At 67.7% G+C, this 24,832-nt stretch carries 25 protein-coding genes; 14 read left to right on the plus strand and 11 right to left on the minus strand.

Features of this window, described 5'->3' with window-relative positions; all coding sequences use genetic code 11:
- Window positions 1-30: 30 nt before the first annotated feature.
- Window positions 31-921: a LysR substrate-binding domain-containing protein gene (locus tag R2601_RS11970; RefSeq protein ID WP_007798603.1), complete on the minus strand. Its 891-nt coding sequence runs from the start codon at window positions 919-921 to the stop codon at window positions 31-33.
- Between the two features lie 188 nt (window positions 922-1,109).
- Between R2601_RS11970 and R2601_RS11975 the strand changes: the two genes are divergently transcribed.
- From R2601_RS11975 to R2601_RS12020, 10 genes are all read left to right on the plus strand, one after another.
- Window positions 1,110-2,117: a hydroxyacid dehydrogenase gene (locus tag R2601_RS11975; protein WP_007798605.1), complete on the plus strand. Its 1,008-nt coding sequence runs from the start codon at window positions 1,110-1,112 to the stop codon at window positions 2,115-2,117.
- On the plus strand, window positions 2,114-2,800 hold the full coding sequence (locus tag R2601_RS11980) for an RraA family protein (RefSeq protein ID WP_007798608.1): 687 nt from the start codon (window positions 2,114-2,116) through the stop codon (window positions 2,798-2,800). Before R2601_RS11975 ends, R2601_RS11980 begins: the two co-directional genes overlap by 4 nt.
- 30 nt (window positions 2,801-2,830) lie before the next feature.
- Window positions 2,831-3,787: a Bug family tripartite tricarboxylate transporter substrate binding protein gene (locus tag R2601_RS11985; protein ID WP_007798611.1), complete on the plus strand. Its 957-nt coding sequence runs from the start codon at window positions 2,831-2,833 to the stop codon at window positions 3,785-3,787.
- A gap of 64 nt (window positions 3,788-3,851) precedes the next feature.
- The gene (locus R2601_RS11990; protein WP_007798614.1) at window positions 3,852-4,301 is read left to right on the plus strand and encodes a tripartite tricarboxylate transporter TctB family protein; all 450 of its coding nucleotides are present in this window, start codon (window positions 3,852-3,854) and stop codon (window positions 4,299-4,301) included.
- Between the two features lie 7 nt (window positions 4,302-4,308).
- Entirely contained in the window at window positions 4,309-5,814 is a 1,506-nt protein-coding gene (locus tag R2601_RS11995) for a tripartite tricarboxylate transporter permease (RefSeq protein ID WP_007798616.1), read from the plus strand.
- A gap of 124 nt (window positions 5,815-5,938) precedes the next feature.
- A complete protein-coding gene (dctP, locus tag R2601_RS12000) occupies window positions 5,939-6,913 on the plus strand; it encodes a TRAP transporter substrate-binding protein DctP (RefSeq protein WP_007798619.1) in 975 nt (324 codons plus the stop codon).
- Window positions 6,914-6,921: 8 nt separating this feature from the next.
- Window positions 6,922-7,437: a TRAP transporter small permease gene (locus tag R2601_RS12005; protein WP_007798622.1), complete on the plus strand. Its 516-nt coding sequence runs from the start codon at window positions 6,922-6,924 to the stop codon at window positions 7,435-7,437.
- A complete protein-coding gene (locus tag R2601_RS12010) occupies window positions 7,437-8,729 on the plus strand; it encodes a TRAP transporter large permease (protein ID WP_007798625.1) in 1,293 nt (430 codons plus the stop codon). Before R2601_RS12005 ends, R2601_RS12010 begins: the two co-directional genes overlap by 1 nt.
- The gene (locus R2601_RS12015; RefSeq protein WP_007798626.1) at window positions 8,726-9,676 is read left to right on the plus strand and encodes an SMP-30/gluconolactonase/LRE family protein; all 951 of its coding nucleotides are present in this window, start codon (window positions 8,726-8,728) and stop codon (window positions 9,674-9,676) included. Before R2601_RS12010 ends, R2601_RS12015 begins: the two co-directional genes overlap by 4 nt.
- A gap of 415 nt (window positions 9,677-10,091) precedes the next feature.
- On the plus strand, window positions 10,092-10,637 hold the full coding sequence (locus R2601_RS12020; RefSeq protein ID WP_007798629.1) for a peroxiredoxin: 546 nt from the start codon (window positions 10,092-10,094) through the stop codon (window positions 10,635-10,637).
- Between the two features lie 107 nt (window positions 10,638-10,744).
- Here R2601_RS12020 and R2601_RS12025 read toward each other — a convergent pair whose 3' ends face one another.
- From R2601_RS12025 to R2601_RS12050, 6 genes are all read right to left on the minus strand, one after another.
- Window positions 10,745-11,164 (minus strand): DoxX family protein, encoded by a 420-nt coding sequence (locus R2601_RS12025; RefSeq protein WP_007798632.1) that lies wholly within the window; start codon window positions 11,162-11,164, stop codon window positions 10,745-10,747.
- 180 nt (window positions 11,165-11,344) lie between these two features.
- On the minus strand, window positions 11,345-12,124 hold the full coding sequence (locus R2601_RS12030; protein ID WP_007798635.1) for a citryl-CoA lyase: 780 nt from the start codon (window positions 12,122-12,124) through the stop codon (window positions 11,345-11,347).
- Window positions 12,121-13,287 (minus strand): CaiB/BaiF CoA transferase family protein, encoded by a 1,167-nt coding sequence (locus R2601_RS12035; protein ID WP_007798637.1) that lies wholly within the window; start codon window positions 13,285-13,287, stop codon window positions 12,121-12,123. The genes R2601_RS12030 and R2601_RS12035 overlap by 4 nt, the downstream gene beginning before the upstream one ends.
- 37 nt (window positions 13,288-13,324) lie before the next feature.
- The gene (locus R2601_RS12040) at window positions 13,325-14,848 is read right to left on the minus strand and encodes a tripartite tricarboxylate transporter permease (RefSeq protein WP_007798639.1); all 1,524 of its coding nucleotides are present in this window, start codon (window positions 14,846-14,848) and stop codon (window positions 13,325-13,327) included.
- Between the two features lies 1 nt (window position 14,849).
- Window positions 14,850-15,347: a tripartite tricarboxylate transporter TctB family protein gene (locus tag R2601_RS12045; protein WP_007798640.1), complete on the minus strand. Its 498-nt coding sequence runs from the start codon at window positions 15,345-15,347 to the stop codon at window positions 14,850-14,852.
- Window positions 15,348-15,462: 115 nt separating this feature from the next.
- On the minus strand, window positions 15,463-16,446 hold the full coding sequence (locus R2601_RS12050; protein WP_007798642.1) for a tripartite tricarboxylate transporter substrate binding protein: 984 nt from the start codon (window positions 16,444-16,446) through the stop codon (window positions 15,463-15,465).
- A gap of 124 nt (window positions 16,447-16,570) precedes the next feature.
- Between R2601_RS12050 and R2601_RS12055 the strand changes: the two genes are divergently transcribed.
- From R2601_RS12055 to R2601_RS12070, 4 genes are all read left to right on the plus strand, one after another.
- Window positions 16,571-17,239: a response regulator transcription factor gene (locus tag R2601_RS12055; RefSeq protein ID WP_007798643.1), complete on the plus strand. Its 669-nt coding sequence runs from the start codon at window positions 16,571-16,573 to the stop codon at window positions 17,237-17,239.
- On the plus strand, window positions 17,236-18,606 hold the full coding sequence (locus tag R2601_RS12060) for a sensor histidine kinase (protein WP_007798646.1): 1,371 nt from the start codon (window positions 17,236-17,238) through the stop codon (window positions 18,604-18,606). The genes R2601_RS12055 and R2601_RS12060 overlap by 4 nt, the downstream gene beginning before the upstream one ends.
- Entirely contained in the window at window positions 18,576-19,652 is a 1,077-nt protein-coding gene (locus tag R2601_RS12065) for an ABC transporter substrate-binding protein (RefSeq protein ID WP_083793922.1), read from the plus strand. Before R2601_RS12060 ends, R2601_RS12065 begins: the two co-directional genes overlap by 31 nt.
- Before the next feature lie 187 nt (window positions 19,653-19,839).
- Window positions 19,840-20,808: a SphA family protein gene (locus tag R2601_RS12070; RefSeq protein ID WP_007798650.1), complete on the plus strand. Its 969-nt coding sequence runs from the start codon at window positions 19,840-19,842 to the stop codon at window positions 20,806-20,808.
- A gap of 64 nt (window positions 20,809-20,872) precedes the next feature.
- Here R2601_RS12070 and R2601_RS12075 read toward each other — a convergent pair whose 3' ends face one another.
- From R2601_RS12075 to R2601_RS12090, 4 genes are read right to left on the minus strand one after another with little or no spacing between them, the layout of a single operon-like run.
- On the minus strand, window positions 20,873-21,673 hold the full coding sequence (locus tag R2601_RS12075; protein ID WP_007798652.1) for an HpcH/HpaI aldolase/citrate lyase family protein: 801 nt from the start codon (window positions 21,671-21,673) through the stop codon (window positions 20,873-20,875).
- A complete protein-coding gene (locus tag R2601_RS12080; RefSeq protein WP_007798653.1) occupies window positions 21,667-22,503 on the minus strand; it encodes an HTD2 family dehydratase in 837 nt (278 codons plus the stop codon). Before R2601_RS12080 ends, R2601_RS12075 begins: the two co-directional genes overlap by 7 nt.
- Complete coding sequence (locus R2601_RS12085) at window positions 22,503-23,603, minus strand: CaiB/BaiF CoA transferase family protein (RefSeq protein ID WP_007798655.1); 1,101 nt, start codon at window positions 23,601-23,603, stop codon at window positions 22,503-22,505. The genes R2601_RS12080 and R2601_RS12085 overlap by 1 nt, the downstream gene beginning before the upstream one ends.
- Entirely contained in the window at window positions 23,603-24,766 is a 1,164-nt protein-coding gene (locus R2601_RS12090) for an acyl-CoA dehydrogenase family protein (protein WP_007798657.1), read from the minus strand. The genes R2601_RS12085 and R2601_RS12090 overlap by 1 nt, the downstream gene beginning before the upstream one ends.
- Between the last annotated feature and the right edge of the window lie 66 nt (window positions 24,767-24,832).

The following is a 24,832-nucleotide window of genomic DNA, read 5'->3' on the forward strand; positions in this document are numbered from 1 at the left end:
TCACCTTTGCGTGGCGGGGCCCTTTTCGCGTCAGGGCCGGCGCGGCAAACCGTGCTCGCCGCAGAGCTCTGCCAGCACCGCGTGCAGCCGGGCGATGATTTCCTCGCGGGGCGAGACGGTGCGCTCGACGAGGCCGATCTGACGCTTGATCTGCGGGCGCCCGAAGGGCAGCCGCAGCAGGTTGAGGTCCTCGGGCTCCTGAAGGGCCTTGTGCGGTACGACCGAGATGCCGAGCCCTTGCCGCACGCAGGTGACGATGGCGCCGATGGTGTCGATCTCGGCGATGTCCTGCGTCACCACGCCAAGGCGCGAGATCTCGGTATCGATCAGGTTGGCCAGCGGCACCGCGCTGCGGAAGCGCACGTAGGGCAGGGTGCGCATCAGGGCCATCGGCTCGCGCGCCCGCGTGCCCGGCGGCGCGATCAGCCAGAGCGGCTCGCGCAGGAACGGACTCCAGCGCAGCGCCTGCGGAAAGCCCACATGCTCGGCGACCACCGCCGCGTCGAGCCGCCCCGCCGCCACGTCTGCAATCAGGGTGGCGGAAAGCGACACCCGCAGGCTCGTCTTCAGCGCCGGATATTGCTGGCGCATCTGCACGATGGCCTGCGGCAGCAGATTGAGCGCGCTCGACCGCACCGACCCCAGCATCAGCGTACCCGAGATCTGGTCGCCGCGCAGCGCCGCCTTGGTGTCCTCTTCGCGGCGCAGGATGTCCTTGGCCATCTCGAGCACCTGCAAACCTTGCGGCGTGAGCTTCGGCGGTCGCGCGCTGCGGTCGAAGAGCTGTATCCCAAGCTCTTGTTCCAGCGCCTGAATTTGCTGGCTCACCGCCGAGGGTGTCAGCCGCACAACATCCGCCGCATGGGCAAAGGTGCCATGGGTGTCGATGGCGATCAGGGTCTTGAGCTGACGGGTGTCCATGTGAAGATCCAGTTTTTCTTAATCTGATAACCAGAATTACGCGCTGTCGTGAAGCAAAAGTTTTCGATATCACATTTCGACAGGAGGAATGCCGCACCCCGCTGGGAGGCTGGGCGCGTGCTTCACAGACACAGAATGATCAAAACCAGCGTCCCGCCGTCTTTCGGGACGCGCAGGAGACATGCGCGATGAGCAAGACCATCCTCGTAACGGGCCCCGATCTCGATCCCGCGGCAGTGGCGCTGGCGACGGAGCATGGCTTCGATCTCGTTCACACCCCCGCCTATGCCGAGAGCGCGGTGATCTCCGAGCATCTCGAAGCCTGCAAGGCGGTGGGCATCGTCTCGCGCATGGGTCGCATCGACGCCGACGTGATGGATGCGGCGCCGCAGCTCAAGGTGATCTCGAAGCATGGTGTGGGGGTCGACAATATCGACCTCACCGCCGCCGCCGAGCGCGGCATCCCGGTGCTGGTGGCCACGGGCGCCAACGCGGTCTCGGTGGCCGAGCACGCCATCGCGCTGATGCTGGCGGCGGTGAAACGGGTGCTGCCGCTGGATGCCGGGCTGCGCGCCGGGCGCTGGGAAAAGCCCGGCTTTGCCGGCCGCGAGCTCGACGGCGCGATCATGGGCCTGATGGGCATGGGCGCCATCGCGCAGGCGACCGGGCGCATGGCGAAGGGTCTGGGCCTGAAGCTGGTGGGCTTCGACCCCTACGCGCCGGACAGCGTCTTCGAAGAGCTCGGCGCCGTGCGCTGCGACAGCGTCGATGCGCTGCTGGCGCAGTCGGACGTGCTTAGCCTGCACTGCCCGCTGACGCCGGAAACCCGCGAGATGCTCAATGCCGAGAGCATCGCCCGGATGCCCAAGGGCGCCTACGTGGTCAACACCGCCCGTGGCGGCCTGATCAATGAGCCGGCGCTGGTGGCCGCGATCCGCAGCGGGCAGCTGGCCGGGGCAGGGCTCGACACCTTCGCCTCCGAGCCACCCGCCGCCGACCATATCTTCTTTGACGAGCCCGCCATCGTCCTCACCCCGCATATCGGCGGCGTCACCCGCGAGGCCGGTGCCCGCGTCGGCGTCGAGGCGGTGCGCGGCATCATCCAGATCGTCGAGGGGCAGGAGGTGCCGCAGACGCGCATCGCCAACCGCAAGCTGCTGGCTGCGGCCCCGACGCTTGAAAACGTGGAGAAATGAACATGACCATCGGTTTCCGGATCCTGAACCGCGAGCGCACCGCTTCCAAGGAGCTGGTCGACGCCTTCGCCAAGCTGCCGGTGGCGAATGTCTCGGACAGCATGTCGCGCATGACCGCGGCCGGCCCGACCCTGCGCCCGATGCATGCCTCGGGCGGCATGGCCGGCGTGGCGCTGACCGTGAAGGCGCGCCCGGGTGACAACCTGATGCTGCACAAGGCCATCGACATGGCGGTGCCCGGCGACGTGATCGTCGTCGATGCGGGTGGCGATCTGGCCAACGCGCTGATGGGCGAGCTGATGCTGGCCTACGCGATCAAGAAGGGCGTGGTGGGCTTCGTGCTGAACGGCGCGATCCGCGACGCGGACAACTTCATCGAGACCAATCTGCCGACCTTTGCCGCGGGCATCACCCATCGCGGCCCCTACAAGGACGGCCCCGGCGAGATCAACGTGCCGATCGCCATCGACGGCATGGTGATCCACCCCGGCGACATCATGATCGGCGACAGTGACGGCGTGCTTTGCGTGCCGATCGACGAGGCAGAGGATATCCTCGCCCGTACGGAGGCGAAATCCGACGCCGAGATCAAGCAGATGGCGGCCATCGAGGCCGGCACCAACGACCGCAGCTGGGTCGACCGCGCGCTCAAGGAGCGTGGTTGTACCTTTCCGGCGGACTGAATGACAAGCGTGTAAAGAGGAGGAGAACACATGCTCAAGCTCATCAAATCGGCGACCATCGCCGGCACCATGGCCCTGGTGGCGGGCGCGGCCTTTGCGCAGGACTACCCGAGCAAGCCGATCGAGGTGATCGTCGGCTATTCCGCGGGCGGCGGCACCGACGTGATGGCCCGCACCGCGGCGCCCTTCATCGAGAAGTATCTCGGCGACGGTTCCAGCCTCGTGGTCAAGAACATGCCCGGCGCCAGCGGCCAGATCGGTGTCACCGAGGCGGCCACTGCCGATGCCGACGGCTACACGCTCGGCACCTTCAACCTGCCGGGCATGATGGCGCGGACCATCGACCGTGAAGCCGCCTATGACCGCGACAGCTTCACCTATCTCGCCAACGTGGTGAACGACCCCAACGTGATCGTCACCACCAAGGGCGGCGGGCTCGACAGCATCGACAAGCTGGTGGAAGAGGCCAAGGCCAACCCCGGCGCGGTGACCGTCGGCATGTCGAGCCTCGGCGGTGACGACCACTTCATGCTGATCAAGCTGCAGGAACTGACCGGCGCCGAGTTCACCATCGTGCCGTTCAAGGGGTCGGCCCCGGCGCGCACCGCGCTGATGGGCGGCCACGTGGCGATGGGCATCCTGAACATCTCGGAAGTGGCCGAGTTCCAGGAAGAGCTCAACGTGCTGGGCGTCGCCACCGAGGAGCGCTCGGACTTCGCACCGGACCTCGCGACCTTCAAGGAACAGGGCTACGACCTGATCAATGGCTCGATGCGCGGCTTCATCGCACCGGCGGGCCTGCCCGAGGATGTCCGGGCCAAGCTGCTCGACGCCTTCGCGCAACTCGAGACCGACGAGGAGTTCCTCGCCGCGATGAAGGCCACCGCGAACCCGGTCGAAGTCGTCACCGGCGACGATTTCAAGACGCTGACCAGCGATCTCTACGACCTCGCCAAGAGTGTGTGGGAAACCACGCCCTGGAACTGAGGCTGTCCGGCGCGGGGGCCCACCCCCCGCGCCACCCTTTCCCCCTGATCCCGGAGCCAGTGCCATGTCCAATCGCCTGACCCGTCCCGAGACCCTTACGGCGCTCGGCATCGTCGTGGTCGCCGCGGGTTTTCTCGTTCCCGCCGCCGCGCTGCGGCCGATCTCGGCCCTGCTGCCCGTCGCCATGCTGATCGGCCTGATCGTCCTGTCGGTGGTGCTGCTGATCTCCGACCAGCGCAAGGCCGCCGCCGGAGAGGCCGCGCAGCCGATGACCAAGTCGCCCAAGCGCGTCTTCGGTGCCTTCGCCCTGATCGTGGCCTATGCCCTGGCCGCCGATTTCATCGGCTTCTACGTCAGCACCGTCGTCGCGGTGCCGCTGACCGCCTTCCTGTTCGGTTTCCGCAACCCGCTGGGCCTCGCCCTTGCCACGGTGATCGTGGTGGGCGCGATCTGGTTGATCTTCGATTTCGGCATGTCGCAGGATTTCCCTGCCGGCCGCCTCTGGGCCGCGTGAGGGCACCATGTATTCCGATCTTCTCAGCGCCCTTCCCGAAGTCATCGGCTTCAGCAACTTCGCCGCCGTTATCATCGGCGTGATCGCCGGCATCGTGGTCGGCGCCATGCCCGGCCTCAGCGCCACCATGGCGATCTCGGTCCTAGTGCCCTTCACCTTCGGCCTCGAGCCGCTTGTCGCGCTTGGCCTGATGGCGGGCATCTACAACGGCGCCATGTATGGCGGCGCCATTCCGGCGGTCCTGCTGCGCATCCCCGGCACGCCGGCGGCAGTGGCCACCACCTTCGACGGCTACCCGATGGCCCAGAAGGGCGAGGGCGGCTTCGCGCTGCAGGTCGCCGTGGTCTCCTCGGCCATCGGCGGCATCGCATCCGCCTTCGCGCTGATGCTGCTGGCGCCGCCGCTCTCAAAGGTCACCCTGCTCTTCGGCCCGTCCGAGGTGTTCTGGGTCGCCGTCTTCGGCCTGGCCTCGATCATCTTCCTGCTCGGCGGCAACCCGGTGAAGGGCCTGATCTCGGCCTGTTTCGGGGTCTTCGTCTCGGTCATCGGGGCGGATCCGATCTACGGGACCGACCGCTTCACCTTCGGCCAGCTCGAGATGCTGGACGGCATCTCCATCGTGATCCTGCTCGTCGGTCTCTACGCCCTGCCGCCGGTGATCGACTTGCTCGAGACGCCGCTCAAGACCGACGGCGTGGAAAGCTCCAAGCTCGGCACCGAGCCGATCTGGAAGGCGATGCCGCGCATGAAGGGCTTCTGGAAGACCTGGCTGCGGTCGTCGGTAATCGGCATCTGGATCGGCATCCTGCCCGGCGCCGGCGGCTCCATGGCGGCCTTCATGTCCTACAACGAGGCGCGCCGCAGCTCGAAGAACCCCGAGAAATGGGGCGAGGGCGAGCCCGAGGGCGTGGCCGCGTCGGAGACCGCCAACAACGCCGACACCGCCTCGGCCCTGATCCCGGCGCTGACTCTGGGCATCCCGGGCACCGCGGTGGCCGCGGTGATGCTGGGCGGCCTGCTGGTGCATGGCCTGCAACCGGGCCCGATGCTCTTCCGCGAGAACCCGGACGTGGTCTTCGGCTTCATGTGGCAGTTCCTGTTCGGTGCGATCCTGCTGATCCTGCTCGGCGGCTCGCTGGCCACCAACAGCTTTGCCCGGCTGCTGAACCTGCCGCGCCCGCTGCTCGGCTCGGTGATCATCGTGCTGATGCTGATCGGGGTCTATTCGATCCACGGCCGGATGTTTGACGTCTACCTGATGCTGGGCTTCGGTGCCGTCGGCTGGGTGATGGACAAGCTGAAGTTCCCGCTGCCGCCGGTAGTGCTCGGGCTGATCCTCGGCGGCTTTGCCGAAGAGAACCTGCGCCTTGCCCTGCGCATCGGACGTGGCGACTGGGGCGTGCTGTTCCAGAACACCACCAGTCTGATCCTCGTGGCGCTGACCGTCGCGGTGATCGTCGGCCCGATCGTCAAGCGCCGCATTCTCGACCGTCGCAAGCAAGCCGAAAGCTGACGGCATCGGACAAGTACCCGGAGGGGCGGCTCAGTAGACCGGCCCTCCGGCCCGGAGATCGGCGCATCCCGCGCCGGACATTCGCAAAGCGAGGCACCCCAAAGGTGCAAAGGAGGAAAACGCGATGAAACTCATGACACTCGGCGCCTCGGCGCTTCTTCTGGCCTCCACGGCCGTAGCCCAGGCCGACAACTGGACCGCCTACACCTACTCCTCGGTCTCCACGACCTCGGCCGTGAAGGGCATGAACCGCATCGCCGACCGCGTCGCGGAAGAGACCGGCGGCGATCTCGAGATCACCCTGCACCTGGGCAAGACCCTGCAGATCGCCTCGGCCGACATCACCCAGGCGGTGGGTGACGGCATCGTCGACATGGCAGCCGATTTCTTCTTCTCGGGCAACGTTCCGATCGCGCGGGTGCTGAACCTGCCGATGCTGATCGAGAACGACGAGGAATGGGACAAGGCCTATGCCGCCATCGAGCCCACCCTGGTCGAGGCCTTCGCCGAGCAGGGTGTGGTGCTGCTGGGCGGCTACCGCTACCCCGAGCAGACCATCTTCACCACCTTCGAGATCAATGACCTTGCCGACCTCGAAGGCCACAAGATCCGCGTGACCTCGCCCGAGCAGGGCCACTTCATCGAGGAGTTCGGCGGCGCGCCGATCACGCTGTCGGGTTCGGAAGTGCCGACCTCGCTTGAGCGCGGCGTGATCGAGGGCGTGCTGACCGCCAGCGCCGGCGGCGCCAAGAACTGGCACGAGTTCCTGCCCTACAACTACCGCTTCGCGGTGAACTACGGCAACTCGATGATCATCGCCAACGCCGATGCCTTCGAGGCTCTGTCGGAAGAGAGCCAGCAGGCACTGCGCGACATCGTTGCCGAGGAAGGCCCCGCGACCACCGCTGCCTTCCTCGAGGACGAGGAGGCGCAGAAGGCGTCGCAGTCCGAGGCCGGCATGACGCTGATCGAGGCTGCCGAGGGCGATGCCGAGATGGCGGGCGAGCAGCTGGCGCCGTTCTGGGAAGAGTGGGCCGAGCAGAACGGCCCGGATTATGTCACCGCGCTTCAGACCGTGCGCGACGCGATCGGAAAGTGAGCCTTTGAATGATGGACGAACGTAATAGCGGACCGGCGTCAGCCGGTCCCGTCTTCGACGCGGCGGCGCTGGCCACCCGGGTGCTCAGCGGCGCGGTTCTCGCGGCGCTGGTCGGGCTGGTCTGCCTCGAGGCTTTCCTGCGGGGCGCCTTCAACTACTCGCTCGGCTTTGCCGAGGAGCTGACGGGCTATTGCGTCGTCCTTCTCACCTTCTTCGGAGCCGCGCTCGCCCTTCGGGCGAACGCGCTCTTCCAGGTGCATTTCCTGTTCGACAGCTACTCTCCCAATGTCCGGGTCTGGGTGCAGCGCATCTTTGTCATCGTGGCGCTGATCGTCTGCGTCATCCTCGCCTGGAAGGCCAAGGACCTGACCCTCAGCTCGTTCTCGCGCAACCGCTTTGCCGCGACCGTGCTGCGCACGCCGCTGTGGATCCCGCAACTCATTCCGCCGGTCGGCTTCTGCGTCATCGGCATTTTCCTGGTCGAGCAGTTCCTGCTGACCTTCCGCAAAAAGGACACCGCCTGATGGAAGCGCTTCTCGCATTCGGCCTGCTGATCGGGCTGATCCTCGGCGGCATGTGGGTGCAGTTTGCCGTCGCCGGCGCCGGGCTGGTCTATATCTACCTGCTGGGCGGCTTCGGCGGTTTCCGCGCCCTCGGCATGGTAAGCTGGGGCGCCGCCAACAGCTTCACCCTCGCCGCCATCCCGCTCTTCGTCCTGATGGCCGAGATCCTGCTGGGCTCGGGCCTTGCCGGCCGGCTCTATAACGGCGTGGCGCCCTTCATGCGTCGGCTGCCGGGCGGGCTGATGCACACCAACATCGCCGGCAGCGGCATCTTCGCGGCGATCTCGGGCGGCTCGGCCCCCACCGCCGCCGCCATGTCCACCGTGGCCCTGCCGGAGCTGACCAAGCGCGGCTACGACAAGCGCCTCGTGGCGGGCTCGCTCGCCGCCGGCGGCACGCTGGGCATCCTGATCCCGCCGTCGATCACCATGATCATCTACGCCACCTTCACCGAGACCTCGATCGCGCGCCTCTTTGCCGCCGGCCTGTTGCCGGGCATCCTGCTGGCGCTGTGCTACATGGGATTCATCGTCGCCCGTGTGCTGCTCAACCCGAAGCTGGCGCCGAAATCCGACGAGCGCGCCTCGCTCGGCGATCTCGGCCGTGCGCTGCTCGACATCGTGCCGTTCCTCCTGCTCATCGTCATCGTACTGGGCAGCATCTACGGCGGCTTTGCCACCCCGACCGAGGCCGGCGCGGTGGGCACCATCGGCGCCATCGTGATCGCCGGGATCTATGGCAAGCTGAGCCTGAAACTGGTGACCGACGCGCTGTCGCGCACCGTGCGGATGAGCGGCAACATCCTGTTCATCGTGTTCACCTCGATGATCTTCGCCTATGCCACCGCGCTCTCGGGTGTCGGCGAGGATCTCGTGGGGATGCTGGAAGAGGCCAACGTCTCGCGCACCACCTTCCTTCTGATCATCATGGTGGTCTTCGCCATCCTCGGCTGCTTCATGGAAGGGCTGGGCATGATCGCGATCATCGTGCCGGTGATCTTCCCGGCGCTGCTCGCGCTCGAGGTCGATCCGATCTGGTTCGGGGTTTTCGTGGTGATCCTTGTCGAGCTCGGCCAGCTGACGCCGCCTCTGGGGGTGATCCTCTTCGTGGTCGCCAGTTCCTCCGACAAGGTGCGGGTCGAGGACGTGATCATGGGCACGCTGCCGTTCTTCATCATCATCCTCGCCTTCATGCTGCTGCTGATCGGCTTCCCGCAGATCGCGCTCTTCCTGCCGGAGTTCACGTTCGGATGACCGTCTCGACCTATCCCTTTCCCGAACCCGTCGTCATCGACGCCACCGTGTTCACCGAGCTGCCCGCCGCGCTTCGCCGGCCCGGTATCTCCTCCTACTGGGCCGAGAAGAACCGGCGCGGGCAGCCGGTGGACAGCTTCCTCGAGGGGCCGTCCTTCGACCGCGAGGGCAACCTCTACTTCGTTGACATCCCCTTCGGGCGGGTGTTCCGGGCGACGCCGTCGGGCGAGGTGAGCCAGATTGCCGAGTATGACGGTCAGCCCAACGGGCTGAAGATCCACGCCGACGGGCGCATCTTCCTGGCCGACTACCAGAATGGCATCATGCAGCTCGACCCCGAGACCGGCGCGGTGACCACGGCGCTGGGGGACGCGGATACCGAAGCCTTCAAGGGTTGCAACGACCTGCACTTCGGCCGCGACGGGGCGCTCTATTTCACCGACCAGGGGCAGACCGGGCTTCAGGATCCGAGCGGCCGCGTCTGGCGCTGGCAGATGGAGACCGGGGCGCTGAGCTGCCTGATCGACAAGGTGCCGAGCCCGAATGGCCTCGTGCTCGATCTGGCCGAGCACGTGCTGTTTCTTGCCGTGACGCGGGCCAACGCGGTCTGGCGTCTGCCGATGGCGGCCAGTGGCCGGGTCAACAAGGCCGGGCTGTTCATCCAGTTCTCGGGCGGGCGCGCCGGGCCCGACGGTCTGGCGCTGACCGATGCGGGTGGGGTGGTGGTCTGCCAGACCGGCATGGGGCTCGTCTGGGTGCACAACGCGCTTGGCCAGCCCATCGCGGTGGTGCGGTCGCCGCGCGGCCTCGGCACCACGAACTGCGCCTTCGGCGGCGAGGGCGGTCGCACGCTCTACATCACCGAAAGCGACAGCGGCAGCATCCTGCAGGCGGAGTTCCCGCCGGAGCTTGGGATCGCCGGGGCCCCGATCTTCGGGCTGAGCTAGGATCAACGCGCCGGGCGCGCGCCCGGCACGCAGCATGCGCTTCCGCGGCCCGTTGCCGAGCCAGCGCAAGGGCCGCGCGCGGGCCGCCGGTCTCAGACGTTGCCGCGCTGCAGAATCGCTGGCCCGAATGCCTCGGCCCGGCGGCCCCGTTCCCCTCTCTTCGCGGTGCGCCATTGCGTCGCAAATCTGCCGAACCGTCGCGCATGGCGACATTTTTTCCGCATCGACAGCCAGCAGGCGACGAGAAATGGCTCCGGGAGGTTGACCTCGGAAGCTGGGGCGATCAGTGAGCGCACGGACGTATTTGCTGCCCGCCCCGCACGCGCCGATGAGGCCGTACGGGCCGGGCGCCGTCCCCTCATTTTTCCCTGCGGCGGTTCTCCCCAAGCCCGCCGGATCCTCAATGGAGAGAGACATGAAGACCGGAATGAAACTCCCCGACGTCACCTTCCGTACCCGCGTGCGCGACGAAGCGGTTGGCGGCCCCAACCCGTTCCGCTGGCAGGATATGACCACCGCCGATTACTTCGCCGGCAAGCGGGTTGTCCTTTTCGCGCTGCCCGGCGCGTTCACCCCGACCTGCTCGACCTACCAGCTGCCCGGCTTCGAGAACGGCTTCGCCGATTTCCAGGCCGCGGGCGTCGACGAGATCTACTGCCTTTCGGTCAATGACAGCTTCACCATGAACAAGTGGGCCGAGTTGCAGGGCATCTCGAACGTCAAGGTGATCCCCGACGGCTCGGGCGACTTCACCCGCCGCATGGGCATGCTGGTCGCCAAGGACAACCTCGGCTTCGGCGCGCGCAGCTGGCGCTATGCCGCCGTGGTCAACGACGGCGTGATCGAGGCATGGTTCGAAGAGCCGGGCCTGATGGACAACTGCCCCGACGATCCCTACGGCGTCTCCAGCCCCGAGACCCTGCTGGCCTACCTGCAGAACGAGGCCGTCGCGGCCGAGTGATCGCGGCATCGCACGTGACAGCAAAGGCCCCGCCGGATCGGCGGGGCCTTTTTCGTTTGCAGGGGCAGTGCAGGGGCGGCGCTTTCGGTCGCCTCTGCGGATGGTGATCAGGCGGTGATCGCGAAGGCGCCGCCGCCGATCAGCGAGAGGGCGAAGAGCGCGATGGCCCAGAACACCGGGTACTCCCAGCCGCCGCCCTGCCTGTCGAACCAGAACCCGTTCTTGAAGTGGGCAAAGATGGCGGCGCCGAGGATCACCGGGATCAGGCCGAGCGCGACGAGGCTGGTCTGCACGCCGAGGATCAGAAGCACGCCGCCGACGGTTTCGGCGGCAATGGTGGCGTAGGCGAACCAGCCGGGCAGGCCGAGCGAGCGGAAGAACCCGGCGGCGCCCGCGGGGGTGAAGACGAAGTATTTCAGGCCCGCATGAGCGAGGAAGAGCCCGCCCAGAGACAGGCGCAGGACGAGGGCGGCGAGGTCGATTGCGGTGTCGGAGCCAAAGCCAAGGAACGCGAGAAGGTTGGTCATGTCATTTCCCTTTCAGAGGAAGGCGCCGCGGCGGCGCGGTGTGTCGATGACACAGAGATGCGCTTCCCGGACGAGGAATGAAATGACGAAGGTCGGGAATGACTTTCCTTGAATTGTTCCTTATTGAGCGGCTGCGGGCGAGCGGGGGCCGGTGGATTTCCGGTCCCCGATGCAGGCGCGTCAGTCGCCGTCGTAGGTCCAGCGATATGCCGGCGGGGTCGGGCCCTTGTTGCGGCCGCCCTGCTCGGTCTGCTCCCAGGCGTGGGCAAGGATGCCGACCGAGCGCGACAGGCCGAAGAAGCCGCGCGCCAGCGGCGGCGGGCAGCCCAGCTCGGCATAGATCACCGCCGTGGCGCCATCGATGTTCATCGGCACCGGCTTGCCGCGCTCTTCCGCCAGATGGGCTTCGATGCCGCGCCCGATCTGCGCGTAGACGCCGCTGACCGCACCGGCCTCGGCGGCCTCGTCGACCAGCCCCAGCAGGCGCGGCGCGCGCGGGTCCACCGGCTTGTGGAAGCGGTGGCCGAAACCGGGAATGAACTTGCCATGCTCGGCTCGCCAGTCGTTGAGCACCCGGGGCAGGGCGTCGAGCCCCGCCGCCTCGATCTGCCGGTAGAGCGCGACCGCCTGCTCGCCGGCGCCGCCATGCACGTCGCCCAGCATGTTGAGCCCGGTCGCCATCGCCGATTGCAGCCCGATGCCACAGGTTGCCGCCATCCGCGCGGCGGCGATCGACGGCGCCTGCGGGCCGTGATCCACCGCCGAGACCAGCGCCGCCTCGAACAGCGTCGCGCGCGGGCCCTCGATCTGCTCGCCGGTGACCATCAGCCAGATCATCCGGGCAAAGCTCACATTGCCGATCAGCTCTTCGACCGGCGTGCCGCGCAGCGCGATGCGCCCGGGCTCCATGTCGATGATGCTGGTGCGCCACCAGTCCTTGACGTCATTGCACTCGGTCATGTCACGCCCTCGCTTTGCATCTCGTCGATCTCTGCCTCGGTGTAGCCCAGTTCGGCGAGGATCGCCGTGGTGTCGACGCCGAGCGCCGGGGGAGGGGTGTCCACCGAGGGGCGGGCACCGTCGATCATCGCGCCGATGCGCATCAGGTCGATGGCCCGGTCGAGCCCCGGCGTGTCGTCGAACCGGGCCAGCAGCCCACGCTCGGTGATCTGCGGATGGGCCAGCACCTCGGGCAGGCTCAGCACCGCGCCCGAGGGCACGCCGATGCGGTTGAGCTCGTCCTCCCAGTCCTGCGCGGGCCGCGTGGTGAGCACGGTTTCGAGTTCGGCCTTCAGGCGCAAGCGGTTGGCCTTGCGCAGCTCGCGGGTGGCGAAGTCGGGGTGCTCGAGCAGGTCGTCGCGGCCAAGATGGTGGGCGAGGAGCTGCCACTGCTCGTCCTTGTTGGCGGCGATGTTGATCAGCTTGTCGGCGCACTGGAACGCCCCCGAGGGGGCAGAGGTCGGGTTCTCGTTGCCCTGGGGCTGCGGATCGACCCCGCCGACAAGGTAGTTCGAGACCACCCAGCCCATCGTCGCCAGCACCGAGTCGAGCATCGACACGTCGATGAAAGCGCCACGCTCGGGCGCGTTCAGCGCCGCAGAGATCGCCATGGCGGCGGTCAGCCCGCCGACCGTGTCGGCCAGCGGGTAGCCCACGCGAAGGGGCGCGCTCGCGGTGTCGCCGGTGACGGACATGACGCCCGAGGCACCCTGGATAATCTGGTCATAGGCCGGGCGGTGGGCCCACGGCCCGTCCTGCCCGAAGCCCGAGATGGCGCAGTAGATCAGCGCCGGGTTCTCGGCCTTCAGCGTCTCGTAGCCGAGCCCGAGCCGGTCCATCACGCCGGGGCGGAAATTCTCGACCAGCACGTCGGCGCTGGCCACGAGGCGCTTGAGCACCGCCTTGCCCTTGGGCGCCTTGAGGTTGAGCGTCAGTGAGGTCTTGCCGGCGTTCTGCGCGAGGAAGGAGATCCCCATGCCCTGTTTCGACAGCTCCGCATCGGCACCGAGATTGCGGGCAAGATCGCCGCGGCCGACCGCCTCGACCTTGATCACCTCGGCACCCAGATGGGCGAGCTGGTGACAGGCGAAGGGGCCGGCCAGGACGTTGGTCAGATCAAGCACGCGAAGGCCCGCAAGGGGCCTCCGCCTGTCTTTGGGATCAATCGCCATCGGCGACCCCCTTGGCCCGGGCGCGGGCGCGGCGGGCGCGGAAGCTCGGCAGCAGCACCAGCACCGCGGCGAGGATCAGCAGGCCCATCGTCATCGGGCGCTCGAGGATGAAGTCGAGACCGCGATAGAGCTGCATAGACCGGGCGAAGTTGTCCTCGAGCATGGTGCCGAGAATGAACCCGATCAGCGCCGGGGCCAGCGGGTAGTCGGCAAAGCGCAGGATCGTCGCCAGCACCCCGAGCCCGACGAGCATGAGCAGCTCGGTGGCATTGTTCTGGCCGATATAAGCCCCCATCAGGGTGAAGAACAGGATGAACGGGATCAGGTAGTTGCGCGGGATCGCGAGAATCTTGGCGATGTAGGGGATGAGCGGCAGGTTCAGCACCAAGAGCACCAGGTTGCCGATATACATCGAGATGATCACCGCCCAGAAGATATCCGGCTCGTCGACCATCAGGCGCGGGCCCGGGGTCACGTTGAGCGCGATCAGCGCGCCGAGCAGGATCGCCGTGGTGCCCGAGCCGGGAATGCCCAGCGTCAGCAGCGGCACGAACGAGCCGGTGCAGGCAGCGTTGTTGGCGGTCTCGGGGGCGGCAAGGCCCTTGACCGAGCCCTTGCCGAACTCCTTCTGCTCTTCCTCGCTGGCGATGTTGCGCTCGACCGCGTAGCCGAGGAACGAGGCGATGGTGGCCCCGGCGCCGGGCAGCACGCCGATGAAGAAGCCCTGCACCGATTGCCGGCCGATCACCGGGATCATGCTGCGGCCCTCTTCGCGGGTGAAGCGCAGGTTGGTGATCTTGCCCGAGCCGCCGCCCTCGCCCTGGCTCGAGCGAGCGGGGTTGAGCACGAGGAAGATCGCCTCGGGCAGGGCGAACATCGCCATGGCGAGGGTGATGAACGAGATGCCGGACTGCAGGTCCATCAGGCCAAGCGTGAAGCGCGGCATGTTGAACAGCGCGCCTTCGCCCACGGTGGCGAGGATCAGGCCGAGCAGCGTCATCATCAGCGCCTTGGCCACCTGTCCGGTGCCGGCGAAGGCGGCGATGGCCGAAAGGCCCACCACCATCAGCGCGAAATACTCGGCCGAGTGGAACAGCAGCGCCACCGAGGACAGGGCGGGCGCGAAGATCGCCAGCAGCACCGCACCGATGGTGCCGCCGCAGAAGCTCGAGACCGCGGCGATGGTGAGCGCCTTGCCGGCCTGGCCCTTGCGGGCCATGGGGTAGCCGTCGAAGGCGGTGGCCACGGTGCCCGCCACGCCCGGCGCGTTGAGCAGGATCGACGAGGTCGAGCCGCCGAAGATGGCGCCGTAGTAGACCCCCGCGAGCAGGATGAGGGCGGCGGTCGGGTCGCCCATCGAGATGGCGACCGGGATCATGATGGCGATGATCGACATCGGGCCGAGGCCCGGCAGCATGCCGATGAAGGTGCCGATCAGGCAGCCCGCGACGACCATCAGGAGGTTCTGGAACGAGAAGGCGGCGTCGAGGCCGATCAGGATACCGTCAAGCATGTCAAAGTCCCATCACGTAGGGCAGCGGCCGCAGGAAGATGCCAAGCACCTCCTGCACCAGGTACCAGACGAAGCCGGAGGCGATGAGCGAGACCGGCAGCATGATGTGCCACTTGCGCTCGCCGAGAATGGCGCTGCCGCCGGCAAGGAAGATCGTGGTGGCGAGCAGGAAGCCCGCCGGGCGCAGCGCGAAGGCATAGACCACCATCAGCCCCAGCAGGGCGAGCGCTTGGCCGAGATTGTACTCGTGCAGGCGGCGGTAGTTGATCTCGGCGGCGTCGGGCTCGGAGTCCTTGGTCTCGTGATGCTCGAGACCGAACAGTACGATCAGCCCGACGACGATGCCCATGATCGAGAGGATCTTGGGGAAGGTCGATGGCCAGACCGGGTTGCGCTGCATGAACGGGGGCAGCAGCTCGTCCATGGTGAAGAAGGCCAGATAGCCGTAGGCGGCACAGAATGCGATGAAGACAAGCGCGATCCAGCGGTCGAGCGCCATGACGTCCCCTCCCTTGAGTTCTTGGCGGTGATCTTGCGGTGTGAAACCGGTGTCCGGAGGGCCGGTGGTGGTCGGCCCTCCGGAGTGGCTTAGGTCAGTCGATGGGTTGGGGAGATCAGAGGAAACCCAAAGTCTTCATCAGGTCGCCGATTTCCTTTTCCTGCTCTTCGAGGAAGCTGCGGAAATCGTCGCCCGGATTCCAGATGTTGACCCAGCCGTTCCGGGCGCGGACTTCTTCCCAGGCCTCGGTATCGTACATCTTCTCAAGTGCAGAGATGTACTCGGCGACCTTCTCGTCGGAGGTGCCGGGGGCCGCGAAGAAGCCGCGCCAGTTCACGAATGTGGTGTCGATGCCCTGCTCGGCAAAGGTCGCCGCGCTGTCATAGGCGGGCACGCGATCAGGGGCGGAGACGCCCAGCACGCGGACCTCACCCTGCTCGGCCAGCGCGATGGCTTCCGAGAAGCCGGTCGACAGGGCGTCGATCTCGCCCGAGAGCAGGCCGGCCATGGCTTCGCCGCCGGCATCGTAGGGGATGTAGTTCAGCGCGATCGGGTCTTCGCCCGCCGCCTGCATCACCATCGCCGCGACGAGGTGGTCCATGCCGCCCGGCACCGAACCGCCGCCGATGGCAAAGTCGGGGCCCTGCTCGGCATAGGAGGCGAGCAGGCCTTCCATGTCGGTGATCTCGCTGTCGGCAGGGACCACGAGTGCCGCGTAATCGCCGATTGTGCCGGCCACCAGCGTCAGGTCGCGGAAGCTCTGCGGGAATACGCCGGTGAGCGAGCGGATGACGATCGGTGTCGAGTTCACCATCAGCGTGTTGTCGAGGCTGGCGGCGTTCTCGATCATGTAGCCGATGGCCTTGCCGCCGCCGCCGCCGGACATGTTCTCGTAGCTGGCATTGCCCACGAGGCCCGACTTGGTCAGCGCCTCGCCGGTGCCGCGCGCGGTGCCGTCCCAGCCGCCGCCGGCGCCGCCGGGAACGACGAAGTGAAGCTGCTCGAGCACCTGCTCTTCCTGAGCATTGGCCGCACCGGAGAGTGCGAGCGTCGCGGCGGCCGCAGCCATCACGACCCGACGGGTCATGTTCGTTTTCATCTGGATTCCTCCCATTTGACAGGCGGCCCTCTTCCGCCCATGCTTTGATTGACCACACAAAGCTGACACGGGCCTGACACGTCTCGCCCCGTCGCTCGGGAAGGTTAACGGGAGTGATGAGGGCGTGCGGTTCCTTCTGGTTGAAGACAATGGCGAGCTGGCCGAGGCGGTCAGCAACCGGCTCGCGCTGGATGGCCATGCTGTCGACCACGCCGGCAGCCTCGCCGAGGCCGAACATTGCCTCGCGGCGACCTCCTACGACCTGATCCTGCTCGACGTCATGTTGCCGGATGGGGACGGGCGCGACTTCCTCGCCCGCTCTCGGGCACATCTCGAGACCCCTGTGATCGTGCTCACAGCGCGCGCCCGCGTCACCGACCGGGTGGGGGCGCTGGATCAGGGCGCCGACGACTACATCACCAAACCGTTTGATTTCTCCGAGCTCGAGGCGCGGGTGCGCGCGGTGCTGCGCCGTCGCGGCGGCTCGGCCCGCAACGAGATTCCGCTCGGCGAGGCGCTGTTCGATCCGATGTCGGGCACCCTGCGCGCGGGCGGCGAAAGCGTCACGCTGCGCAACCGCGAGACCCGGCTGCTCGAGGTCTTTGCCCGCCATCCCGGGCAGACTTTCTCGAAGGGGCAGCTGCTCGACCGGCTGTTCTCCTTCGATGCCGAGGTCACCGAGAACGCAATCGAGGTCTATGTCGGGCGGCTGCGCAGGCGCATCGGCCCGCTGGGCCTGCGCATCGAGACGGTGCGCGGCCTCGGCTACCGGCTCGAGACCGCGCCGGCATGATCGCCCGTCTGTCGATCGGCCATCGCCTCACGGTCCTGCTGGCCGGGGTGGCGGCGCTGCTGTCGCTGCTGTCGTGGTGGATGGTCTCCGAACTGGCCCGGCAGGCGGCGGCGCGCTCGCAGGACAACGTGCTCGCCGCCTCGGCCACCACCATCGCCGAGACCATCCGCAGTGAACAGGGCGAGGTGCGGCTCGAGCTGCCCTACTCGGCGCTGTCGATGCTGGGCGCAATCAGCGAGGACCGGGTGTTCTACAAGGTCGTCGCGGGCGAGCGGGTGCTGACCGGCTACGACGATCTTCCGGTTCCGACCGATGCGGCCACCGGCGCGCGGGTGGCCTTTGAGACCGGGCAGTATTCCGGCGAGGCGATCCGCATGGCCTCGGTGCGCCGCACGGTGCTGGCGGGCGCCGGGCCGGTTCCGGTGGTGGTGACCGTGGCGCAGACCCTGAGCGGGGTCGATGCGGTCTCGGGGCAGCTGTCGCGCCTGGCGGCGGCCCTGTCGCTGGCTTTCTTTCTTGTGGCGGTGGGGCTGTCGGTCTTTGCCGCGCGCGCCTCGCTGCGCCCGCTCAACGCCTTCGCGCAGGCGGTGTCGCGGCGTGGACCCTCCGACCTGCGCCCGCTGCGCCGCGACGCCCCGCCCGAGCTTGCCCCGCTGCGCGGCGCGCTCAACCGCCTGATGGACCGGCTGGGCCAATCGATCCGGCGCTCGGAGGATTTCATCGCCGAGGCCGCGCACCGGGTGCGCACGCCGCTGGCCACGGTGCGCGCGCAGGCCGAGATCGCCCTGCGCAGCGCCGAGAGCGAGGAGTCACGCCAGCGCCTGCGGCGGATCATCCGGGCAGTGGATGAAAGCTCGCGCTCGGCGGGGCAGTTGCTCGATCACGCCACCGTGGCCTACCGCGCCGAGGACCTGGCGCGTGACCGCATCGACCTTGGCGAGCTGGTGGCGCAGGCCGCCGCCGCGCTCGAGCCGACGGCAACGATGAAGGACATCGCGTTCCACATCGCCACGTCGCAGGCGCGCGTGGTGGGCGACGCCGTGCTGCTCGAGTCGGCGCTGGGCAACGTGCTCGACAACGCGGTGAAGTACTCGCCCGACGAGACCACCGTGCATATCGCGGTGAGCGCCGAGGAGGGCGTCGCCCGCATCACCGTGACCGACGAGGGGCCGGGGCTTGGCGAGGGGCCGATCGAGACCCTGACCGAGCGCTTCCGGCGCGGCGGCAACACCGAGGGCGTGGTCGGCTCGGGGCTGGGCCTGACCATCGCCGCAGACGTGCTGGCCGCCCATGGCGGGCGGCTCGATCTTCGCAACGCAGCTGAGGGAGGTGGCGCATGCGTGACGCTCGTCTTGCCGGCGGACTGAGACTGGGTCTGAGGCTGGGCCTGAGGCTTGGGCTGGGTCTCTGTGTGGGGCTCTGGGCGACACTGGCCGCCGCGCTCGAGGTCGAGAACCGCAAGGTCTATCCCGGCACCACCGATCGTACCCTGAGCATCGTCTCGACCGCCGATCTCGAGGTGTTCGAGCCCTACATCCAGCGCTTCCAGCAAAGCCACCCTGAGCTGACCGTCGACTACACGGTGGCCTCCTCGGTCGAGCTCTACCGCGCGATCCGCGACGGCGCCGCGTTCGATCTGGCGATTTCCTCGGCGATGGACCTGCAGCTCAAGCTCGCCAATGACGGCCTTGCCCAGAGCCACCGCTCGGACCGGACCGACGCACTGCCCGACTGGGCCCGCTGGCGCGACCTGATATTCGCCTTCACCGCCGAGCCTGCGGTGGTGGTGATGTCGTCGCGGGCGCTGGACGGCGCGCCGCCTCCGGCCACGCGACAGGAGCTCATCACCCTGCTGCGCGACAACCCCGAGCGCTTCCGCAATGCCATCGGCACCTATGACGTGCGTGACAGCGGTCTGGGCTACCTGTTTGCCACGCAGGAGGCGCGCTCGACCGATGCCTACTGGCGGCTCAGCGAAATCATGGGGCGGCTCTCGCCCGAGCTTTATTGCTGCTCGGGGCAGATGGTCGACGCGGTGATCAGCGGCCGCCTCAGCCTCGCCTACAACGTGCTGGGCAGCTATGCCGCGCAGCGCATGGCGCAGGAGGACAGGCGCGATATCGAGATCGTGCAGATGCAGGATTTTGCCAACCTGATGCTGCGGACGGCGATCATCCCGGCCACGGCAACGCAAACCACGGCGGCGGGCGCGCTGATCGACATGCTGCTCGAGCTGGGCCTGCGCGAGACGCCGGGCGACTGGCCGCTGCCGCCGCTGAGCCAGGGCACGTCGGATTTCGGGCCGATCCGGCTTGGCCCGGCGCTGATGGTCTATCTCGATCCGTTCAACCGGCGCGCCTTTCTGGCAGAGTGGGAGAACGCGCTCGTGCAGGACATCGTGATCGAGCCCTGACGCGCGGCGGAGGCACCCCGGCAAAGCCGCCACACCTGCCGATAAAGTGACGCCTGGTCAACCGGCGCATCGACAGGATGTGCCTCGGTCGCTAAACTTAAGCGCGACTTGAGAAGCGCTCGTGCGCCCTAAAGCGAGGCTCCTCCGGCCACTCGGACGATGTCAGGCAAGGGAGGGAACGATGCAAATGTCAGACTTTCAACGAGGGGCCCCGGCGGTCCTGAAGGGCGCGGCTCTCGGCGTCGCTCTCGGGCTTGCCAGTGGCGGCGCGGCTTTCGCGGCCGAGGGCGCGGCGGGCTTCTACCTGCTCGGCTCCAAGGGGCCCTTTGCCGGGGTGTTGCCGGCACCGGGCACCTATATCAACAATGACCTCTACCATTACACCGGCTCGGCCTCGGCGGGGCGTGACCTCTCGTTCGGAGGCGAGATCATCGCCGATGTCGAGGCCACCGCCTGGATCGACGTGTTCACCGGCATGTGGGTGCTGCCCGATGAGGTGCTGGGTGGCAATCTGGCGCTGACGGTCTCGCTGCCCTTCGGCAGCAAGGCAATCGACGCGAGGGCCGCGCTGGACGGCGGCGGACTCGGGGCCTCGCTGGACGATGATATCTTCACGATGGGGGACCCGGTTCTGGGTGCGACGCTTGGCTGGCACGACGGCAACCTGCACTGGACGACCGGGGCCATGCTCAACGTCCCGATCGGCGATTACCACGAGGGGGACATCGCCAACGTCGCCTTCAACCGCTGGGGTCTCGATCTCAACGGCGCTTTGACATGGTTCGACCCGGCCAGCGGCTGGGAGGTTTCGGGCGCGGCGGGTTTCACCTTCAACGGCGAAAACCCCGAGACCGACTACAACACCGGCACCGAGTTCCACTTCGAGGGCGCGGTGACCAAGACCTTCTCGCCATCCTTCTCGGCCGGCCTCGTGGGCTACTACTACGAGCAGATCACCGGCGACAGCGGCGACGGCGCGAACCTCGGCGACTTCAAGGGGCAGGTGAGCGCGCTTGGCGCGACCTTCGGCTACAATTTCCAGATGGGAGACACGCCGGTTTCGATGCGGGTCAAGGTGTTCGAGGAGTTCGACGCAAGGAACCGCCTCGAGGGCACGGCGGCCTACGTGACCTTCACCGTCCCGGTCGGCGGCTGACCTGTCGGGGGGGCGCTTTCGGGCGCCCCCCGGTCTTCTGGCGCAACCTTGTGCCGCCTAGCGCCTAGGCTGCCTCGACCTGCGCGAGGATACCTTTCGCGCGCAGCCGCACCGGGGCGTCGACCATGGCACCATCCACCGAGACCGCGCCGTCCCCCGAGGCCATCACCCGGCGGGCCCAGTCGATCTCTGCCTCGGAGGGCAGGAAGGCGCGGCGCACCTCGGGGATCTGCACCGGGTGGATGCAGAGCTTGCCGGTCAGTCCCAAGGCACGGGCATGCACCGTGTCCTCGTAGGTTTCCGACAGGTCGTCGAGCCGCGCGGTCACCCCGTCGACAGGCGCGGCGATGCCGGCGAGGCGCGAGGCGAGCACCAGCTCGGAGCGCGCCGGCAGCAGCACCTCGCGCAGGTGCTCGCAGCCGAGATCGGCGCAGTAGTCGATCGAGCCAAAGACCAGACGGCAGACCCCGGGCAGGGCGGCTATGGCGCGGCACTGGCCAAGGCCCAGCCCGCTTTCGATCAGCGCCATCACCGGTGTGGCCTCGCCAAGCACCTCGCTCACAGCGGCGACGCTGGTCGGATCCTCGGCCTTGGGCAGGATCACGGCGCTCAGGTTCAGGCCGCGCAGCGCGGCGAGGTCATCCTCGTGCCAAGGCGTGCCGGTGGCATTGATCCGCACCAGCACCGGCAGGTCGGTGAAATCGCTGCGCAGCGACGTGCGGGCGGCCTCTTTGCGGTCGTGGGCGACGGCATCCTCGAGATCGAGGATCACCGCATCGGCCCCCGAGGCCGCGGCCTTCTCGAAGCGGTCGGGCCGGTCGGCAGGAACGAAGAGCGGGGTCCGGAGGGTCTCGGGGCTCACCATTGCGCGCTCGCCTCCATCGCCACGGGGCCGCCGGGTGCGGCGCTCCAGAGTGTCATCTCGCCGTCCTCCTCGGTGGCGTGCAGCAACAGCGGGCTGCCGGAAAATGCCGGTGACAGGCCACGGAAGCGGAAGCGCGCGGGCGCCGCGCCGCGCAGATCGGTGGCGTATTGCACCAGCAGGGCAGCCTGAAGCGGCCCGTGCACCACGAGACCGGGATAGCCTTCCACACCCGTCACGTAGGGCAGGTCGTAGTGGATGCGGTGGCTGTTGAAGGTCAGTGCCGAGTAGCGGAACAGCAGCTCCGGCGAAGGATAGACCTCGCGCCGAGACGTGCCTTCGGGGGCGGGCGCCGGTGCTGTCGGCGTGGCACCGGCGGCGGGTGCGTCGCGATAGACGATGTCCTGCCGTTCGCTCAGCACGGCGCGCCCGTCGGCGGAGAAGTCATGCGTGACGGTGACGAAGCACAGCGTGCCGCTGCGGCCCTGCTTGATGCGCACGTCGTCGATCACCGAGTTGCGGGTGACGATCTCGCCGACACGCGGGGCACTGTGAAAGGCGATCTCGCCACCGGCCCACATGCGCCGGGGCAGGGTGACGGGGGGCAGGAAGCCGCCGCGATGCGGGTGCCCGTCAGGGCCGAGCTCCGAGGTCGCGGCCACCGGGTGGCAGAGCGCGTGATGCAGCAGGAGCGGTGCCTCGGCGCCCGGGCCGCTCTCGCCGTCGCGGTCGAACGTGGCGAGGAAGCGCTCTGTGAGCACCGGGGTCAGCAGCTCGGAGGCGCTCTCCTCGCGGCCGATCCACCCCTTGAGATGGTCGAGGGTCATGTCCATCACACCACCTCTTCGAGCGGGGCGAGCCGGGGCACCGGGCCGAAGCGCGGGGTTTCGCCCTCCCAGACCGGGGCCGGAGCGGGGTAGGCGACCGGGCCGTTCGGGGTGTCGACGGTGATGCGCCGCAGGTGGGGGTGGCCCGAGAGCCCCTCCATGTCGTTGACCCGCGCCAGGGCCACGTCGGCGCGGAGCAGCGCGTCCTCTGCATCATCGGCGGAAAGTGCCGCGAAGCGGGCGGCGAGCACGGCATCGGTCTCGGCCCGGTTGGCAACCCGCGCCACGTTGGTGGCGAAGCGCGGATCGGTGGCGAGGCCGGGCAGGCCGAGGAACACGTCGCAGAGCTTCTTCCACTCCCGGTCGCTCTGGATCGAGAGCAGGATCTGCGTGCCGTCCTTCGCGGTGAAGACACCGTAGGGCGCGATCGAGGGATGTGCGAGGCCAACCCGTTCGGGGCTCTTGCCGCCCTCGTGGTTCAGCAGCGGTACGGTGAGCCAGTCGGCCATGACGTCGAACATCGAGATCGAGATGTTGGCGCCCTTGCCGGTCACGCCGCGCCGGATCAGCGCCTCGAGGATCGCCGTCTGCGCCGTGGCGCCGGTGGCGATGTCGACGATCGAGATGCCGACGCGGGCCGGCTCGGAGGGCCCCCCGGTGATCGAGCAGAGCCCGGATTCCGCCTGCACCAGAAGGTCATAGGCCTTTCGGTCGGCCATCGGGCCACCCTCGCCATAGCCCGAGATCGAGCAGGTGATGAGGCGCGGGAACTCGCGCGTCAGCCGCTCGAACGGAAAGCCGAGCCGGGCCAGCGCGCCGCGCTTGAGGTTCTGCACAAGCACGTCGCTTTCGCCGAGCAGGCGCGCCAGCTCTTCGCGGCCCTGCTCGGACATGAGGTCGAGCGTGCGCGACTGCTTGCCCCGGTTGAGCCAGACGAAATAGCTCGACTGGCCGTTCGCCACCGCGTCGTAGCCGCGGGCGAAATCGCCCTCGGGGCGTTCGATTTTGATCACCTCGGCACCGGCATCGGCCAGCCGCGAGGTGCAGAAGGGGGCGGCCACCGCCTGTTCGATGGACACCACCCTCACGCCGTCGAGCGGGCGCATCAGAACGACCTCGGCAGGCCCAGCACGTGCTCGGCGACGTAGGACAGGATCAGGTTGGTCGAGATCGGCGCCACCTGGTAGAGCCGGGTCTCACGGAACTTGCGCTCGACATCGTACTCGCAGGCGAAGCCGAAGCCGCCGTGGAACTGCAGGCACGAGTTGGCGGCCTCCCACGAGGCCTTGGCGGCGAGGTATTTCGCCATGTTGGCCTCGGCGCCGCAGGGCTGGCCGGCATCGTAGAGGCGGCTGGCCTTGCGGCACATCAGGTTGGCAGCCTCGACCTCGATATAGGCCTCGGCGATGGGGAACTGAACGCCCTGGTTCTGGCCGATGGCGCGGCCGAAAACGTTGCGCTCGCTGACGTAATTCACCACGCGATCGGTGAACCAGTAGCCGTCGCCGATGCACTCGGCGGCGATCAGCGTGCGCTCGGCGTTGAGCCCGGTGAGGATGTACTTGAAGCCCTTGCCCTCCTCGCCGATCAGGTTCTCCTCGGGGATCTCGAGATTGTCGAAGAACAGCTCGTTGGTCTCGTGATTGACCATGTTGGGGATCGGCCGGACGGTCATGCCCGACTGCATCGCCTCCTTGATGTCCACGAGAAAGATCGACAGCCCCTCGGATTTCTTCTTCACCTCGGAGAGGGGCGTGGTGCGGGCGAGCAGGATCATCAGATCCGAGTGCTGCACCCGGCTGATCCAGACCTTCTGGCCATTGATGACGTACTTGTCACCCTTCTTGACGGCAGTGGTCTTGAGCTGGGTGGTGTCGGTGCCGGTGGTGGGCTCGGTCACGCCCATCGACTGCAGTCGCAGCTCTCCGCTGGCGAGCTTGGGCAGGATGCGCTGGCGCTGCTCCTCCGAGCCGTGCCGGACCAGCGTGTTCATGTTGTACATCTGGCCGTGGCAGGCGCCGGAATTGCCGCCGGCGCGGTTGATCTCTTCCATGATCACCGCCGCCTCGGTCAGCCCGAGCCCCGAGCCGCCGTATTCCTCGGGGATCAGCGCCGCCATCCAGCCCGCCTTGGTGAGCGCGTCGACAAAGGCCTCGGGATAGGCGCGGTCTTCGTCGATCTTGCGGTGATACTCGTCCGGGAAATCGGCGCAGAGCGCGCGGACGGCATCGCGGATGTCTTGGAATTCGTCGCTGTCTTGGTCGTACACGTGGGTCTCCTCCCGGTCTTTCGGGGATCATCCGACGCGGCGAGTCATAATTCAAATATCTAGGTG

It is taken from the genome of Salipiger bermudensis HTCC2601, from assembly GCF_000153725.1.
GTDB lineage: Bacteria > Pseudomonadota > Alphaproteobacteria > Rhodobacterales > Rhodobacteraceae > Salipiger > Salipiger bermudensis.